Below are 14,967 nucleotides of genomic sequence, written 5' to 3'. Positions count from 1 at the left end.
AGGTGGGTACAACACCCCTGATGACCACCACCCTGCGGCCGGCCGGGCCGCTCCAGCAGACCCCCGACGGCGGCCGTTCACGCACCTACGACGTGTGCGTGAACAGCCGTCGCGTCGGCTCCGTCCACCTCACCACCGCACACGGCTTCGGCGCCGCGTCCGGTGTGATCGAGGATCTGAACATCGACGAGAGGGACCGCCGCCGCGGCCGCGGCACCGTCGCCGCGCTCGCCGCCGAGGAGGTGCTCCGCGGCTGGGGCTGCCGCGAGATCCAGATCTCCGTCCCCGCCGGCGCCGAGGCGGCCCTGCGGATGGCCACGGCCCTCGGCTACGTCGAACGCAGCCGCAACATGGACAAGGAGCTGCCGGGGGAGCCGCCCGCGCTCCCGCCGGACGTCGAGATTCGCCCCATGACCGAGGCGGAGTACGGGCCGTGGGAGGCGAAGGCCAAGGAGGACTACGCGCGGAGCTGGATCGCGCGCGGCGTACCGGAGGACCGGGCGCGCGCCAAGGCCGAGGCCAGTCACCGCGAGAACCTGCCGCGTGGCCTGGCCACTCCTGGCGTCGCGATCCATGTGGTGGTACGCGACGGGCAGGTCGCCGGGCGGCTGTGGACCGGGCGGCGCGAGCTGAGCCCCGGGCGGACCGCCGCGTACGTGTACGACATCGAGGTCGCCGAGGCCCAGCGCGGCCGCGGCCTGGGCCGCGCGCTGATGCTGCTCGCCGAACGCGTCGCCCTCGACGCCGGGGAGCGCCTGCTCGGACTCCACGTCTTCTCCGACAACACCCCGGCGATCCGCCTCTACGAGTCGCTGGGCTACCGCACCGCGCACGTCAACAGCTACAAGCCGCTTCTCTAGGGGGTGTCCGCGCCGGCGTCGGCGAGCAGGCGGTCGACGATCTCCTCGATGCGCTCGCGCAGTCCGTCCTGGCTCTTGCCGCCGTCGATACGCGTCCCGTCGACGACATAGGTGGGGGTGCCCGTGACCTTGATCGCCTTGCCCTCCGCCTGGTCGGCGTCGACGACCAGCAGGTGCCGGCCGTCGATCAACGCGGTGTCGAACTCCTCCGCGTCCAGGCCGAGTTCGCGCGCCACCTCCAGCAGCACGGGCTCGCCCCGCTCGCCGAGGTCCGCGGTCCTGGCCAGCAGCGCCTCCGCGTACGGCCAGCCCCGGCCCTGCTCGGCCGCCTCCTCGGCGGCCTGGGCGGCGGCGTACGCGTGCTTGTGCTTCTCCAGCGGGAAGTGCCGCAGCCGTACGTCGACGCGCTCGCCGTACTTCTCGCGCAGCGCGCGCACGTCGTCGAGGGCGCGGAAGCAGTCGGGGCACTGAAGATCGAACCATGCCTCCAGGACGACGGGGGAGGAGGCGGGCGCGGTGGTGGAGTCACTCATGGGAGCAGTCTTCCAGCCCGTGCGGCCTCGCCCAACCGGGACCTGGGGAGGAGATCGCGCCCCGGCGACCCGGAGATCTCCCTGAGGTCGGCCCGGAAGATGGCCGCGGGCCGTCCCGCCGGTGCAGGATGGAAGGGACGTTTCGCACGGCGCCGGGAGGATCGCATGCTTGCCGAGACCATCTGTTCCGCGGTGTCCGCGGCAGGCTTGGGCATCGCCGCGATCACGGCGTACCGCAAGCGCTTCCTCACCGCGGTCAGAATCGCCGCGTACGCCCTCGTGCCCGTCGGTCTGGTCATGACGGGCGCGGTCGAGTGGCTCGCCAGGACGGCCTTCAGCCCCGTGGCCTGGGCCGGGTTCGGTGTGCTCGGCGTGGCGTGGCTGCTGTTCACGACCACCCGGGCCGTCGAGCGGCGCAGAGGCGGCCGCGAGGAGGCGGTCGGCGACCGGGGTGGGGCCGTCGCGCCCGCCGCTTCGGCTCCCTCGCTCGGGCGTGGGCAGCGTGGCGCGCCGCCGGCGTCGCGGGCCACCACGGGCGGGGACGACTTCAGCGACATCGAGGCGATCTTGAAGAAGCACGGGATCTGACCCGGGCCCGGCCTGGATCTCCCGGCGGCACGTCCACGGGATGGAATGAACCGGCCTCGGCGAGGGGCGTGTTGCGGGTGGTCCCGGCCGGGGACTGCGCCATGATCGCCCCGACATGCTCGAGACCTCGCGGGATCATGCCCCCGCACCCACCGAAGAGCCGCGCGGCTGCCTGTTCGCGCTCTCCCAGCCGCCGCTGATGATCTTCCTCGCGGTGATCGGCTGTCTGCTTCTGATGGCCGCCGTGCACGACCTGTTCCTGCTGTGAGCGGGCGGTCCGCGGCGGCTCAGCCGGCCGCTTCCTTGCGGCGCGCCCGGTACGCGGCGACGTGGAGCCGGTTACCGCAGGTGCGGCTGTCGCAGTAGCGGCGGGAGCGGTTGCGGGAGAGGTCGACGAAGGCCCGGCCGCAGTCCGGTGCCTCGCAGCGCCGCAGCCGCTCCTGTTCGCCCGCGACGACGATGAACGCCAGCGCCATGCCGCAGTCCGCGCCGAGATGGTGGGCGATCGAGGCGCCCGGCGCGAAGTAGTGCACGTGCCAGTCGTAGCCGTCGTGGTCGGTGAGCTGCGGAGTCGTGCCCGCCGCGGCCACCAGCTGGTTGATGAGCGTGGCCGCGATCCGGGCGTCCGGCGCGGCGAAGACGGCCGCGAACCTTCCGCGCAGCTCCCGCACGGCCTTGAGGTCGTTCGCGCTGAGCTCCCTGACGTCGCTGATGTCGTGGGCCCGTACGAAGGCGTGCAGCGCCTGGAGGTCCTGGAGTTCGTCGTCACGGTCGCCCTGCGGGGCGGTGTTCATCAGATCGACGACGGTGTCGAGGGCGATCCGGGTGTCGTGGGGGATCAGCACGATTCGCTCCCTGGCCGGCTGCGGGCGGGCGCCCGCGGAATTGCGCTGACTCTAGCGGCTCGGTTGCGAGCGGCCGGGAGCGGTCCGAAAGCGGGCCGGAAGGGGGCCGAAACCGTGCTGTGACCAGCCGGCGCGAGCCCGGCAAAGGCATCGGCGCCCCCGCCGCGCCGGCTACGCGGTGAGGACGCCGATGTCGGCCGTATCGGGTTGTCCGCGCGGCGCCGCCTCCCCGAGTCGGACGGCGCCGTGCGGCTCTCGGGCTGGCTCAGCTGTCGGCCAGGATGTGGGAGAGCTCCGTGTCGAGGTCGAAGTGCCGGTGCTCGGTGCCCGGTGGCACGGCGGCGTCGGTCCGCTTCAGGAACGACTCCAGGGCCCTCGCCGGGGCCTCGAGCAGGGCTTCGCCCTCGGGAGAGCTCAACGCGATGCAGACGACGCCCTGACCGTGACTGCGGGACGGCCAGACTCGGACGTCGCCGGTGCCGGTGGGCCGGTGCAGCCCCTCGGCGAGAAGGTCGCGGGCGAAGACCCACTCGACCGTCTCCTCGGCTCCGGTGTGGAAGGTGGCGTGCACGGCATACGGATCGGCCGTGTCATACCGCAGGCCCGCTGGTACAGGCAGTGAGGACTCGCTCGACACAACGAGGCGCAGGTGCAGCTCGCAGCTGACCGTGGTGTTCATAAGCGCCAGGGCCTTTCGCTCAGTGTGCGCTCGGGGATTCGCACGTCGGCGAAATCGACATGCCACCTACGGTGCCGTTGTAAACCCCTCTGTCTGTTTTGTGATCGTTCAGGTAGCTCGTATGGGCGTGGGTAACTATGGGTAATACGGCCATTCCGGTGAGAGCCGCAAATCCGGTAGATTGGCGCCCATGAATGCGGAGAGTGACGAGCGCACCGGGGAGTCCGCGGCCGACGGGGAACCGGAGCTGGGATCCCGGGCCCCCGAGTTCATCAAGGCCCGGCGGACCCTGCACCTGAGCTGGCAGGTCGGCGTCTTCATCGTGGGACTCGCCGTGGTCGGCACCGGCATCGTGATGCTGCCGCTGCCCGGCCCCGGCTGGCTGGTGATCTTCGGCGGCATGGCGATCTGGGCGACCGAGTTCGTCTGGGCACAGCTCGTGCTCCGCTGGACGAAGCGGAAGGTGACCGAGGCCGCCCAGCGCGCCCTCGACCCCAAGGTCCGCCGTCGCAACGTCATCCTCACGACCGTGGGCCTCGTCATCATCGCCGTGCTCGGCGCGATCTACCTCTGGAAAGTCGGCTTCGTCATGCCGTGGAAGATCGACCGGTGACGCCGTAGCCGGTCGAACGCACCCGCTGACATGCGGTAATGTTTGCGGTGCGCCCGGGCGATTAGCTCAGTGGGAGAGCGCTTCGTTCACACCGAAGAGGTCACTGGTTCGAACCCAGTATCGCCCACCACCCGGACCGAAGGCCCGGAGACCGCAGAGGTCTCCGGGCCTTCGGCGTTCCCCCTCGCAGCCGTCAGCGCATCCGGCTCAGCCGCTCCCGGAGCCGGCGGGCGTCCCTCAGCCGCTGCTCGTACGTCGCGCCCACGCCCAGGAGCAACAGGCCCGCCAACGCCGGCGGCAGCCAGCGGGGCAGCGCCCCCACGGCCTGCACCACGTACGGCGCCAGCTCGTGCAGCCCGTCCAGGGCCAGGGTCGCGCCGCCCAGCACCAGCAGCGCCTGGAGCCGGAAGCGGGCGCCCAGGAGCGTCACGCCGAGCGCGGCCACACCGAGCAGCAGGGGGCGTACCCAGTCCGGGTCCGTCCAGGCCACGAAGAGACTCGGCGCCAGGGTCGCCGCCAGACCGGGGCCGTACGCCGTCCAGGAGGACGCCTCGGCGTCGCGGCGGCGGCGCAGCGCGCCCACCACCAGCGCGGGCACGGTGACCGGCAGCGTGTACGCCTCGGGGGTCTCCACGGCCGAGGCCGCGAGCCGGACCCAGGTCGCCAGGAGGAACAGCACCGCGGCCGTCCACGAGGCGAACCGGCGCCGCTCCGGACGTACCGCCGTCGCCGCCGCGACCACACCGCCCAGGGCGAGGACCAGCGCCAGCACCCCGGGCGCGGAGGCCGCGAGGCCGACCGCGAGCAGCCCCACGGCCGCGCCGGTGACCTCCACGCACACCGCGACCGGGTGCCGGCCGAGCCGCGCGCCGACGGCCGCCGTGGCCGCCGGGACCACGAGCAGCGCCAGCGCGGTGTGCCGGTCCGGGAGCCCGGCGGCCGCCGCCGTGGCGAGGACGAGCCCGGTCGCCGCGCCCACCGCGACGCACGCCGCCACGGCACGCCGGGCGCCGTCGCCGAGGAAGGACGCGGCCGTGAACAGGCCGAGCAGCACACCCAGCGCCGCGAACGTCGCACCCCGCGCGTCCAGGGCCACCGCGACAGCCCCGAACGCCGACGCCAGACCGCAGACGAGCGCGCTCCGCGCGGCCACTTCCCGGGGCGGCACGGAGACCCGGCCGGTGAGCCCGGCGGCCGGACCCGGCCGGGATCCCCACCCGCCCCACGGCGCCGCGGCCGGCGCCGGAGGAACGCCGCCACCGGCCTGATCGGCCGCGGCGGTCGAGCCGGAGAAGTCGCCACCGGCCGCCGTCGCCGCCGTGGCGCCGGCCGCAGCCCCGGCCGATGTCACCGGTCCGCCGTCGCCGCCGTCCTGAGCGGCCGAAGGCGCCGAGCCCTGTCCCGCGCCGCCCGTCCCGGTCGCCGCCTCGCCGGCCGACGGGCGCGCAGCCGAGGGCACCCGCAGTCCGCGCGTCACGAAGTCCGGGCGGACCGACAGACACAGGGCCGCCGCCGTCGTCCCCAGCTGGAGGGACAGCGTCACGCCGTACGGCAGGTCCAGGGAGAGCGGCAGCACCGTCAGCACCGCCCAGGCCAGGAACAGGGCCCCGCAGCGGGCCCAGAGCCGCGGCACGGCGCTCAGGGCCGCCGCGGCGATCAGCAGGACCAGCGGGGCAGTCGCCGGATACGAGGAGAGCGTCGGCTCCCCGTGCACGCCCGACCACACCTCCGTGGTCCGCGCCGCCGGAGCCAGCAGCGCCGCCCCCACCGGAGGCAGTGCCCACGCCACACCCAGTGCCAGCACCGCCGCCCCCGCGCTCGCCAGGCCCCGCCTCACCGCGCGCGGCGCCGCCGACCGCAGCGCCGACACCACGGCCACCGCGCACAGCACATACCCCGTCACCTCCCAGTCGCCCGGCAGCACCCGGCGCAGCACACCGCCCGCCGCCGCGATCACCGCGAGACCCGCCACCACCGAGGCCGCCGTCGCCGCCGGAGCCGACCGCCACGCCAGGTACAGCGCCACCGCCGCGCCGGCCAGCAGCAGCGCGCCCGCCGGAACCGCCGACGTCAGCGACAACAGGCCACCCGTCAGCAGAGCCCAACCCGCCAGGACACCGCCGCCGACACCCGCCGTGATCCGTACGGCCACGGGCTTCGCCCGGAGCGCCGGCACCAGATCCGCCGCGGCCGTCGCGAGGGCCGCCCAGGCCAGCGCGAGCGGACCCCCGCCCGCCGCCAGCACGCCGAGCGGCAGCGGCAGTTGAGCCGCCACCACCGCCACCGGCAACGGGATCCGCAGCCGTCCGAGCGCCGAACCGTACGCTGTCCACGCGCCCGCGAGCACCGCCGACGCCACCGCCGCGTACCCCAGGCCGTCCGTGTCCGGCAGCGCCACCCGGTGCAGCGCGTACGCGTCGAGCACCATCAGGGCCAGGGCGAGCGCCGTCACCGCCTCCGCCGTGGAGACGAGCCCCCGGCGCAGCAGCGCGACCGGGGCGCCGAGCGCCGCCGACGTGACCGCGAACAGCACGGCCGCGCGGCCGCCGATGCCCATCGAGCCCCAGCTCACCAGGGTGAAGGCGACCGCCGCGATCGTCAGCAGGGCCCCGCCGAGGGTCAGCAGCACGTTCTGCGCGCTGCGTGGCGTGGAGTCCGGCCGCGGCGCCGCCGCCCAGGGAGCCGTCGGCGCGGGGCCCGCGACGGGCGGGTGCGGCACCTGTAGCAGCCAGGCGCGGCGGGCCAGCAAATGGGCCCGCCGTGCGTCGAGTTGGGCCAGCTCGCGATCGACGAGCCGCAGCTCGTCCGCGGGCGGCAAGGGAGTGTTCATACCGGGAGTGTGGCCCCGGACACACTTTCGGACCATGCGCGCGCGTACTCAGATACCGGCCTGAGTACGTACACACTGGGGGCATGGACAGGTACCACTACCGCTTCCGCAGCGTCTGGCGCCTGGCGGCTCCGCCCGAGGCGGTCTACGCCGTGCTCGAGCGCGGCGAGGACTACCCCCTGTGGTGGCCCCAGGTCCGCGAGGTCGTCCCCGTCGACGAGACCACCGGCACCGCCCGCTTCCGCTCCTTCCTGCCGTACGACCTCGTCGTCACCGTCCAGGCCCGGCACAGCGACCCCGTCGACCACGTCCTTGAGGGCGGACTCAGCGGCGATCTGGAGGGCTGGGTCCGCTGGACCCTCACCGCGCACGGCACCGGCACCCGCGTGCTCTACGAGCAGGAGGTCGAGATCCGCAGCCCCCTGATGCGCCGGCTCGCCGTGCCCGCACGGCCCCTCTTCCGCGCCAACCACGCCCTGATGATGCGCGGCGGACGGCGAGGGCTCGCCGCGCACCTGCGACCGGTTTGAAGGACACCCGCCGGGACCTGTATGGTTCAACCCGTTCCCGGGCGATTAGCTCAGCGGGAGAGCACTTCGTTCACACCGAAGGGGTCACTGGTTCGATCCCAGTATCGCCCACCGGGAGAGGCCGGTCCGTCCAGAGACGGACCGGCCTTCCGCATTCCCGGCACGCCGCATTTCCGGCCCGCGAAGGTACGCGACGGCACACCGCTCACGCCGCCGTCCGCAGTTCCGGACGCAGCGGCCACGCGGGATCAACCGTCTCCGGCGTCCCGTTGCGCGTGAACCACGCCTGCAACCCCCGCGCCTGTGCCGCGTGCCACACCGCCTGCAAGGTGTGCAGCTCGGCCGGTGACAGCCGGTCGAGCCGGGACGCGAACCGCCGCGCCACCGCCCGTACGAGATCCAGCGCGGCCGTCGCGTCCGCCGCCGCGTCGTGCGCGCCCTCCAGCTCCACGCCGTACTCCGCGCACAGATCTGTCAGCGTCCTGCGGCCCTTGCGGTAGCGGTCCAGATGCTTGTCGAGCACCCGTGGATCCAGGACGCACAGCGACGCGTTCTGCAGATACCGGCCCAGCGAGGAGGCGCGGTGACGGCGCAACTCCCGGTCCAGGATCGTCAGATCGAAGGGTGCGTTCATCACCACCAGCGGCCGGCCGGCCGCACACTGCTCTGCCAGCGCCCGCGCCAGCTCCTCCATCACCGGAGCGGGCCAGCGCCCGTTCCGCTGGAGGTGATCGTCCGTCAGGCCGTGGACTGCCGTGGCCCCTTCGGGCACCGGCACCCCCGGATTGACCAGCCAGCGCGTCACCCTCGGACGCCCGCCCGCCATGTCCTGGACGACGAGGGCGGCCGAGACGATCCGGTCCTCCTCGACGTCGACTCCCGTGGTTTCCGTGTCGAATGAGGCCAGGGGCCCCTCATACCAGTGCGTCATCCCCGAACTCCTCGCACCTTTCGGGCAGATGGCGATCCCCCTGCCCGAAACGGTGATACCCGGGCTGTTTGCGCCGTACGCGGGCCGGTGACAACACAAGTGACGGGGAAGGGATTTGACATGGCGCTCGCCCAGCCCGAATCGGGAGGGCTGCCGCCCCAGCGGGCCGCACCGCTGCGCGGCACACTCGCCACCACCGCCTGCATGGAGACGCTTCAGGTGGGCTATCTGCACGCGGTCGCGGCGGCGGCGGGCTGTTCGCTGTCGCAGCCGTTTCCGGACAACGGCATCGACTGGCACGTGAGCCACAGCGCTCCCGGCCACACGGTCGACGACGAAGTGACCATCAAGGTGCAGCTCAAATGCACCTACCAGACACCGCCGCGACTGCCCGGGTCCGCGTCCGCGGCCTTCTCGTTCACCCTCGACAACGACCATCTGGTGAAGCTCGCGCGGACCCCGGTCGCGGTCCACAAGATCCTGGTCGTGATGCTCGTGCCGCGATCCCAGGAGGACTGGCTGCGGGCCGGCCACGACCGGCTCGACCTGCGGCACTGCTGCTACTGGATCAACCTGGCCGGCCATCCGGTCACGGGACGGCACCGCACCACCGTCCGCATACCGACGGCGCGGATCTTCGACGACCGGGCGCTGTGCGACATCATGACCCGCGTCGGCGTGGGAGGGAGACCTTGATGCACCGGCCGATCGACGAACCGGAAGGCGGGACCGGCCACGGCCCCGTACCACCGTCCTACCGCCCCCACCCCGTCCCCGGCGACCTTCCCGGGCTCCCCGGCGGTCTTTGGGGTGAAGCCGGGGGAGCGCCGGACCCCGGGCAGGTGGATCCGGGAGTCCTCGGCGCGCTCCTCGCCCGCCACGGCTGGCGGCGGCGCGGGGGCGCCCCGGGCCGCTACAGCCGCTGGACCCCGCCCGGCGGCGGCGCGGGCTTCGGCGCCACCAGCCTCCTGGTGCCGGAGAGCCGTGCCTTCCCCGACTGCGAGGACCTCCTCGGCGACGCCCTCACCGCACTCGCCCGCAGCGCCGCGCCCTCCGCCCGGGAGGTCCTGGTCGGGCTGACCGTGCCCAGCGACGAGATCCGCTGGTGGCGGGATGTCCCGCCCGGGCCCGCCGGCACGGTCCCCTGGAGCGTCCAGGAGCAGCTGAGGTCCGCCGCCCGACAGCTCCTGCTGGCCGGCGCGCTCGCCGTCAGGGCACGGGCCGGGTACTACGGCGCCCGCCACCGCCGCCAGGCGCAGGCGTCCCTGGAGGCGGTCGCCGTCGGCGCCGCCCCCGAGGGCCGCGGCCTGACCGCGTTCGTCCCCGTCGACCCCGGCCGGGCCGTCGCTGTACGCCTCTACCACGCGCTCCACGCGGCCCGGGAGGCCGTCGACTACCAGCGCGCGACCGGCGGCATGGAAGCCTTCGACACCGCCGTCGAGGCCGGGGTGAGCCGAGAGCTGACCGAGGCGCTCGTCTCCCTCGTCCGGGGCAGCGAGGGGGCCAGGATCGCCGTGGAGTGGGCCCCGGCCGCCGGGACACCGGAGGGCTGCGCCGCCCGTCCCGCCCCGGTCGAGTTCTCCCCCGGCGACCTGCCCGCGCTCCGCGAGGCCGGCGTCCGCTATCTCACCGACGAGCCGTCCGTACCGGTACGGATCACCGGCGCCGTCGTCCGCATGCGCCGCTCCGGCCCGCGCGGCGAGGGAACCGTACGACTGCGGGTGCTGGGCGGCGCGGAGGTGGCTCACGTCCGGGTGGTTTTCGACGAGGAGTCGTACCGTACGGCCGGCCACGCCCATCTGGTGGGACTGCCGATCCGGGTGGTGGGACGCCTGGAGCGCAGGGGAGGCTTCCGGCGGCTGACCGACGCCTCCGGGGTCGTACCGGTGCAGGTCGACGAGGCGGAGCGGGACCGGCTGATGAAGTCGCTGCACGAGAACCTCGACTTCTTCGAGGAGGCCTGCGGCGGCGAGTGACCGGGTTGGGGCCGCACCGGCGCAGCGGAAACCGTTTCGCGGTCGCGCCCCTCGGCTCGGTACGATCAACGGCGACGCGGCACCTCGTCTCTGCCGCGCACCGCCGGCGTCGGCACTTCGTATCTGCCCGCGCCCCTATGTATGGAGCACCAGTGTCTGATGTCCGTGTGACCGTCCAGTCCGCCTCAGGAGCCGAGGATCGGGCGGTGAGCGCGGGCACCACCGCCGGCGCCCTGTTCGTCGAGGACCGGTCGGTGATCGCCGCCCGTGTCGCCGGCGAGCTGAAGGACCTCTCCTATGAGGTCAGGGACGGCGATGTCGTCGAACCCGTCGAGATCTCCTCCCAGGACGGTCTCGACATCCTGCGCCACTCCACCGCGCACGTGATGGCGCAGGCCGTGCAGGAGCTCTTCCCCGAGGCCAAGCTGGGCATCGGCCCGCCGGTCCGTGACGGCTTCTACTACGACTTCGACGTCGAGAGGCCGTTCACCCCGGAGGATCTCAAGGCCATCGAGAAGAAGATGCAGGAGATCCAGAAGCGCGGCCAGCGCTTCTCCCGCCGCGTGGTGAGCGACGAGGCCGCCCGGGAGGAGCTCGCGAACGAGCCGTACAAGCTGGAGCTCATCGGCATCAAGGGCTCCGCGTCGGCCGACGACGGCGCCAACGTCGAGGTGGGCGGCGGCGAGCTGACCATCTACGACAACCTCGACGCCAAGACCGGCGAGCTGTGCTGGAAGGACCTCTGCCGCGGTCCGCACCTGCCCACCACCCGCAACATCCCGGCGTTCAAGCTGATGCGCAACGCCGCCGCCTACTGGCGCGGCAGCGAGAAGAACCCGATGCTCCAGCGCATCTACGGCACCGCCTGGCCGTCGAAGGACGAGCTGAAGGCCCACCTCGACTTCCTCGCCGAGGCCGAGAAGCGCGACCACCGCAAGCTCGGCAACGAGCTCGACCTCTTCTCCATCCCGGACGAGATCGGCTCCGGCCTCGCCGTCTTCCACCCCAAGGGCGGCATCATCCGCCGCACCATGGAGGACTACTCGCGCCGCCGGCACGAGGAGGAGGGCTACGAGTTCGTCTACTCACCGCACGCCACCAAGGGCGCCCTCTTCGAGAAGAGCGGCCACCTCGACTGGTACGCGGAGGGCATGTACCCCCCCATGCAGCTCGACGGTGGTACCGACTACTACCTCAAGCCCATGAACTGCCCGATGCACAACCTGATCTTCGACGCGCGCGGGCGTTCCTACCGTGAACTGCCGCTGCGCCTCTTCGAGTTCGGCACCGTGTACCGGTACGAGAAGTCCGGCGTCGTGCACGGTCTGACCCGGGCCCGCGGCTTCACCCAGGACGACGCGCACATCTACTGCACCCGTGAGCAGATGGCGGAGGAGCTCGACCGCACCCTCACCTTCGTCCTCAACCTGCTGCGCGACTACGGTCTGACCGACTTCTACCTGGAGCTGTCCACCAAGGACCCGGAGAAGTTCGTCGGCTCGGACGAGGTCTGGGAGGAGGCCACCGCGGTCCTCCAGCAGGTGGCCGAGAAGCAGGGTCTGCCGCTGACCCCCGACCCGGGCGGCGCGGCCTTCTACGGCCCGAAGATCTCCGTCCAGGCGCGGGACGCCATCGGCCGTACCTGGCAGATGTCGACCGTGCAGCTCGACTTCAACCTGCCGGAGCGCTTCGACCTGGAGTACACCGGTCCGGACGGCACCAAGCAGCGCCCGGTCATGATCCACCGCGCGCTGTTCGGTTCGATCGAGCGCTTCTTCGCCGTGCTCCTGGAGCACTACGCGGGCGCCATGCCGCCGTGGCTGGCCCCGGTGCAGGCGGTCGGCATCCCGATCGGCGACGCGCACGTCGACTACCTCCAGGAGTTCGCCGCCGAGGCGAAGAAGAAGGGCCTGCGGGTCGAGGTGGACGCCTCCTCCGACCGGATGCAGAAGAAGATCAGGAACCAGCAGAAGCAGAAGGTCCCGTTCATGATCATCGTCGGTGACGAGGACATGGCCGCGGGCACCGTCTCCTTCCGCTACCGCGACGGCTCCCAGGAGAACGGCATCCCGCGCGACGAGGCGCTGGCCAAGCTCCTCGACGTGGTGGAGCGCCGCGTCCAGGTCTGACGTACCGCGGACATCGCGAGGCCCCCGGGGATCCCACCGATCACCCGGGGGCCTCGTGCGTCACGGCCGAGGTCCCGCCGCTCCGGCGGCGGCCCAGGGAGCCTCCCCGGCCGCCTGTTCCGAACGGGCGAAGCAATATGCTGCACAGCATGACGACTGAGCCGGAGCAGCAGATCGGAGTGGGGACGCAGGACGCGTTCCAGCGCCTGTGGACGCCTCACCGGATGGCGTACATCCAGGGCGAGAACAAGCCGACCGGGCCAGGGGCCGAGGACGGCTGTCCGTTCTGCGCGATTCCGGCGAAGTCGGACGAGGACGGACTCGTGATCGCCCGCGGCGAGACGGTCTACGCCGTACTGAACCTCTATCCGTACAACGGCGGACATCTGATGGTGGTGCCCTACCGTCACGTCGCCGACTACACGGATCTGGACCTGGCGGAGACGGCCGAGCTCGGTGTGTTCACCAAGCGGGCGATGATCGCGCTGCGCGGGGCGTCCGGCGCGCACGGCTTCAACATCGGCATGAACCAGGGCTCCGTCGCGGGCGCCGGGATCGCCGCCCATCTGCACCAGCACGTCGTGCCGCGCTGGGGCGGCGACACCAACTTCATGCCGGTCGTCGGCCACACGAAGGTGCTTCCGCAGCTCCTCGCCGACACCCGCGCGATGCTCGCCGCCGCCTGGCCGGCGCCTTCCGAGCCGGCGTAACCCCGCCGCCTCCGTCCGTCACGCGTCGTAGACGTCGGCCTTCTTCGGGCCGGGGTCCTGGACGGCCCCGCTCAGCACCAGCGAGCGGTTGGTGAAACGCTCCGTGTCCACCCCGTGATCGTCGAGCACCTTGATGGTCGCGGAGTGGACCGCGCGCATCACCGGGGTGGCGGCGCGGATGGCGTCGTCGGCCATGAAGCGGTGGCGCCAGGGCTGGGCGGCCCAGGCGTGCCGCAGACCGAACGGCTCCGGCAGGACCAGCTTGCCGCCGAGGAAGTCCAGAACCGGCGGGAACCACGTCAGCGGGGCGCGGACCGCGAGGCGGACCACCTCGTCGGTCTCGACGAGCGGCAGCTTGATCTCCCGGGTCTCCCAGAACCGTACGGTCTTGGAGACCTCCTTCGTCTTCGCCTTCGGCTTCGTGGTGAACAGCGAGTGGACGGGCCCGAGCGCGTGGCCGGTGACCTCCACGCGCAGGGTGTGCAGCAGCGAGGTCACCGTGATCATCATGGTGAGGACGAGCTGCCCGTCCCAGAGCGTGAACTGCACGCCGAGATAGTGGCGGTTGCCGCTGCCGAACTGCTGGTCGTTGCAGATGCGCTGTATCTCGTGCGGCTTGACCTGGTAGTGGACGATGTTGTCGCCCTCGGGGCGGGCGACCTCGTCGGCTCCCTCGCCGACCGGCGAGACGATCCAGTGCTTGACGGTCGGCTTCGGGAAGCCGGTCTTGAGCGAGCCCCGCTCCAGCAGCGTGAGCTCGTCGTGGATCTTGCGCACGATGTCCCAGGCGCGGAAGTCGTGGATCTCCCGTCCCTCCTGGGGGACGAGCTCCTCGGCCAGCGTCCAGCTGCCCCACCGGGTGCCCATCCCCAGTATTCCCTTGGGCCCAGCGTAGAAGACGACGTTGGAGTGCTGCTCGGCGGTGAGCTTCTCCAAGTTCTGGCGCAGATCCTCCGCGGCCTTCTCGGTCGGATCCGTCGGGACCGCTTCGGGGATCATGGCCCCGATCCCGCCGCCGCTGAGCAGACCGGTCCAGCGTTCCCGCAGATCCTGGGCGGTGGCCTCGCAGACACGCTTGGCGAGGAACCAGCCGACCACCGGGGCCACGAGCATGGCCCGGAGGTAGAACGCCAGGAAGCCGCCGAACGGGAGCTTGAACAGGACGAGCGCGGCGAGCAGCCCCGCGCCCAGGAGCAGCGCCGTGCCCAGGGCGCTGGTGCGCCGGTTCTCCGTACCGGAGACCATGCGTCGCAGCTGGATGACCCCGAGCCAGAGCAGCAGACCCGGCAGGAAGACGACACCGAACACGAAGGTGATCAGGGTCAGCTTGGTGTCACGCTGCTTGCGGATGCGCGTGGCGGCCAGGCAGTGCTCGACCACGGGCTGCGGCTCGGTGCCGAAGGACTGGATGAGCGCCTTGCGGGCGCCGCCGAGCATCCGGACCTGGACCGCTCGCGAGAAGGCCTCGCCGAGGTCGGGCCGGAAGAGCTTGTGCCACTTGCCCTCGGTCACCTTGGACTGGTGCCATTCGGTGTTGGCCTTGAGGATCTCCTCGACCGGGCCGTCCCGGTAGGCGGCGGAGGCGAGGGCATGCGTCGCCGCCGTCTGTCCGTCCGAGCCCTGGAGGGGAATCTGTGCCCCGGGTCCGAAACTGCCGATCGTCACTGCCGCCCCCATCGCCGCGCGCCCGCGTGGTCCACCGCGTGTCCCTCTGCGGCCCTGTTCCCAACTACCGTGCCCCGC

Annotated in this window: 15 protein-coding genes and 2 tRNA genes; 11 read left to right on the top strand and 6 right to left on the bottom strand. The window is 72.3% G+C overall.

What is annotated here, in order from left to right; genetic code table 11:
- Positions 1 to 20: 20 nt before the first annotated feature.
- Positions 21 to 860, top strand: a complete 840-nt coding sequence (locus ACWDX6_RS15970) for an N-acetyltransferase family protein (RefSeq protein ID WP_451485548.1) — start codon at positions 21 to 23, stop codon at positions 858 to 860.
- Here ACWDX6_RS15970 and ACWDX6_RS15965 read toward each other — a convergent pair.
- Positions 857 to 1,393 (bottom strand): DsbA family protein, encoded by a 537-nt coding sequence (locus tag ACWDX6_RS15965; protein WP_451485547.1) that lies wholly within the window; start codon positions 1,391 to 1,393, stop codon positions 857 to 859. The genes ACWDX6_RS15970 and ACWDX6_RS15965 overlap by 4 nt on opposite strands.
- Before the next feature lie 165 nt (positions 1,394 to 1,558).
- Here ACWDX6_RS15965 and ACWDX6_RS15960 point away from each other — a divergent pair, with 165 nt between their 5' ends.
- Together ACWDX6_RS15960 and ACWDX6_RS15955 are read left to right on the top strand one after the other, a co-directional pair.
- Entirely contained in the window at positions 1,559 to 1,981 is a 423-nt protein-coding gene (locus tag ACWDX6_RS15960; RefSeq protein ID WP_451485546.1) for a hypothetical protein, read from the top strand.
- A gap of 115 nt (positions 1,982 to 2,096) precedes the next feature.
- The gene (locus ACWDX6_RS15955) at positions 2,097 to 2,249 is read left to right on the top strand and encodes a hypothetical protein (RefSeq protein ID WP_451485545.1); all 153 of its coding nucleotides are present in this window, start codon (positions 2,097 to 2,099) and stop codon (positions 2,247 to 2,249) included.
- 19 nt (positions 2,250 to 2,268) lie between these two features.
- Here ACWDX6_RS15955 and ACWDX6_RS15950 read toward each other — a convergent pair whose 3' ends face one another.
- Positions 2,269 to 2,826 (bottom strand): CGNR zinc finger domain-containing protein, encoded by a 558-nt coding sequence (locus tag ACWDX6_RS15950; protein ID WP_451485544.1) that lies wholly within the window; start codon positions 2,824 to 2,826, stop codon positions 2,269 to 2,271.
- Between the two features lie 265 nt (positions 2,827 to 3,091).
- The gene (locus ACWDX6_RS15945) at positions 3,092 to 3,505 is read right to left on the bottom strand and encodes an SsgA family sporulation/cell division regulator (protein ID WP_015032345.1); all 414 of its coding nucleotides are present in this window, start codon (positions 3,503 to 3,505) and stop codon (positions 3,092 to 3,094) included.
- Between the two features lie 190 nt (positions 3,506 to 3,695).
- Between ACWDX6_RS15945 and ACWDX6_RS15940 the strand changes: the two genes are divergently transcribed.
- Both ACWDX6_RS15940 and ACWDX6_RS15935 read left to right on the top strand, forming a co-directional pair.
- Positions 3,696 to 4,118, top strand: a complete 423-nt coding sequence (locus ACWDX6_RS15940) for a TIGR02611 family protein (RefSeq protein ID WP_451485543.1) — start codon at positions 3,696 to 3,698, stop codon at positions 4,116 to 4,118.
- A 55-nt stretch (positions 4,119 to 4,173) separates the two neighbouring features.
- Positions 4,174 to 4,248, top strand: a tRNA-Val gene (locus ACWDX6_RS15935).
- 63 nt (positions 4,249 to 4,311) lie between these two features.
- On the opposite strand, the gene ACWDX6_RS15930 is transcribed toward ACWDX6_RS15935, so the two are convergent.
- A complete protein-coding gene (locus ACWDX6_RS15930; protein ID WP_451485542.1) occupies positions 4,312 to 6,948 on the bottom strand; it encodes an SCO7613 C-terminal domain-containing membrane protein in 2,637 nt (878 codons plus the stop codon).
- A gap of 83 nt (positions 6,949 to 7,031) precedes the next feature.
- Between ACWDX6_RS15930 and ACWDX6_RS15925 the strand changes: the two genes are divergently transcribed.
- Positions 7,032 to 7,478: an SRPBCC family protein gene (locus ACWDX6_RS15925; RefSeq protein ID WP_451485541.1), complete on the top strand. Its 447-nt coding sequence runs from the start codon at positions 7,032 to 7,034 to the stop codon at positions 7,476 to 7,478.
- Between the two features lie 39 nt (positions 7,479 to 7,517).
- Positions 7,518 to 7,589: transfer RNA gene (locus ACWDX6_RS15920), tRNA-Val, on the top strand.
- Between the two features lie 94 nt (positions 7,590 to 7,683).
- On the opposite strand, the gene ACWDX6_RS15915 is transcribed toward ACWDX6_RS15920, so the two are convergent.
- Positions 7,684 to 8,409, bottom strand: coding sequence for an exonuclease domain-containing protein (locus ACWDX6_RS15915; RefSeq protein WP_451485540.1), 726 nt, complete (start codon positions 8,407 to 8,409; stop codon positions 7,684 to 7,686).
- 120 nt (positions 8,410 to 8,529) lie between these two features.
- On the opposite strand from ACWDX6_RS15915, the gene ACWDX6_RS15910 reads away from it, so the two are divergent.
- The 4 genes from ACWDX6_RS15910 to ACWDX6_RS15895 all read left to right on the top strand — a co-directional run bounded on the left by ACWDX6_RS15910 (position 8,530) and on the right by ACWDX6_RS15895 (position 13,224).
- Complete coding sequence (locus tag ACWDX6_RS15910; protein ID WP_451485539.1) at positions 8,530 to 9,105, top strand: DUF4365 domain-containing protein; 576 nt, start codon at positions 8,530 to 8,532, stop codon at positions 9,103 to 9,105.
- Positions 9,105 to 10,385, top strand: coding sequence for a hypothetical protein (locus ACWDX6_RS15905; RefSeq protein ID WP_451485538.1), 1,281 nt, complete (start codon positions 9,105 to 9,107; stop codon positions 10,383 to 10,385). The genes ACWDX6_RS15910 and ACWDX6_RS15905 overlap by 1 nt, the downstream gene beginning before the upstream one ends.
- 152 nt (positions 10,386 to 10,537) lie before the next feature.
- Positions 10,538 to 12,514, top strand: a complete 1,977-nt coding sequence (gene thrS / locus ACWDX6_RS15900) for a threonine--tRNA ligase (RefSeq protein WP_451485537.1) — start codon at positions 10,538 to 10,540, stop codon at positions 12,512 to 12,514.
- A gap of 137 nt (positions 12,515 to 12,651) precedes the next feature.
- Positions 12,652 to 13,224, top strand: coding sequence for an HIT family protein (locus tag ACWDX6_RS15895; RefSeq protein WP_451485536.1), 573 nt, complete (start codon positions 12,652 to 12,654; stop codon positions 13,222 to 13,224).
- 18 nt (positions 13,225 to 13,242) lie between these two features.
- Here ACWDX6_RS15895 and ACWDX6_RS15890 read toward each other — a convergent pair whose 3' ends face one another.
- Positions 13,243 to 14,901, bottom strand: a complete 1,659-nt coding sequence (locus ACWDX6_RS15890) for a hypothetical protein (RefSeq protein WP_451485535.1) — start codon at positions 14,899 to 14,901, stop codon at positions 13,243 to 13,245.
- Positions 14,902 to 14,967 lie beyond the last annotated feature (66 nt).

Source organism: Streptomyces sp. NPDC003027 (assembly GCF_053591435.1).
The sequence above is the reverse complement of the archived record's forward strand: the minus strand, read 5'-3'. Positions and strand labels throughout refer to the sequence as shown.

Excerpts from the sequence above, each read along its gene's own strand:
- ACWDX6_RS15970 (WP_451485548.1), top strand. The coding sequence starts at position 21 with ATGACCACCACCCTGCGGCCGGCCGGGCCGCTCCAGCAGACCCCCGAC.
- ACWDX6_RS15965 (WP_451485547.1), bottom strand. The coding sequence starts at position 1,393 with ATGAGTGACTCCACCACCGCGCCCGCCTCCTCCCCCGTCGTCCTGGAG.
- ACWDX6_RS15960 (WP_451485546.1), top strand. The coding sequence starts at position 1,559 with ATGCTTGCCGAGACCATCTGTTCCGCGGTGTCCGCGGCAGGCTTGGGC.
- ACWDX6_RS15955 (WP_451485545.1), top strand. The coding sequence starts at position 2,097 with ATGCTCGAGACCTCGCGGGATCATGCCCCCGCACCCACCGAAGAGCCG.
- ACWDX6_RS15945 (WP_015032345.1), bottom strand. The coding sequence starts at position 3,505 with ATGAACACCACGGTCAGCTGCGAGCTGCACCTGCGCCTCGTTGTGTCG.
- ACWDX6_RS15940 (WP_451485543.1), top strand. The coding sequence starts at position 3,696 with ATGAATGCGGAGAGTGACGAGCGCACCGGGGAGTCCGCGGCCGACGGG.
- ACWDX6_RS15930 (WP_451485542.1), bottom strand. The coding sequence starts at position 6,948 with ATGAACACTCCCTTGCCGCCCGCGGACGAGCTGCGGCTCGTCGATCGC.
- ACWDX6_RS15925 (WP_451485541.1), top strand. The coding sequence starts at position 7,032 with ATGGACAGGTACCACTACCGCTTCCGCAGCGTCTGGCGCCTGGCGGCT.
- ACWDX6_RS15915 (WP_451485540.1), bottom strand. The coding sequence starts at position 8,409 with ATGACGCACTGGTATGAGGGGCCCCTGGCCTCATTCGACACGGAAACC.
- ACWDX6_RS15910 (WP_451485539.1), top strand. The coding sequence starts at position 8,530 with ATGGCGCTCGCCCAGCCCGAATCGGGAGGGCTGCCGCCCCAGCGGGCC.
- ACWDX6_RS15905 (WP_451485538.1), top strand. The coding sequence starts at position 9,105 with ATGCACCGGCCGATCGACGAACCGGAAGGCGGGACCGGCCACGGCCCC.
- ACWDX6_RS15895 (WP_451485536.1), top strand. The coding sequence starts at position 12,652 with ATGCTGCACAGCATGACGACTGAGCCGGAGCAGCAGATCGGAGTGGGG.
- ACWDX6_RS15890 (WP_451485535.1), bottom strand. The coding sequence starts at position 14,901 with ATGGGGGCGGCAGTGACGATCGGCAGTTTCGGACCCGGGGCACAGATT.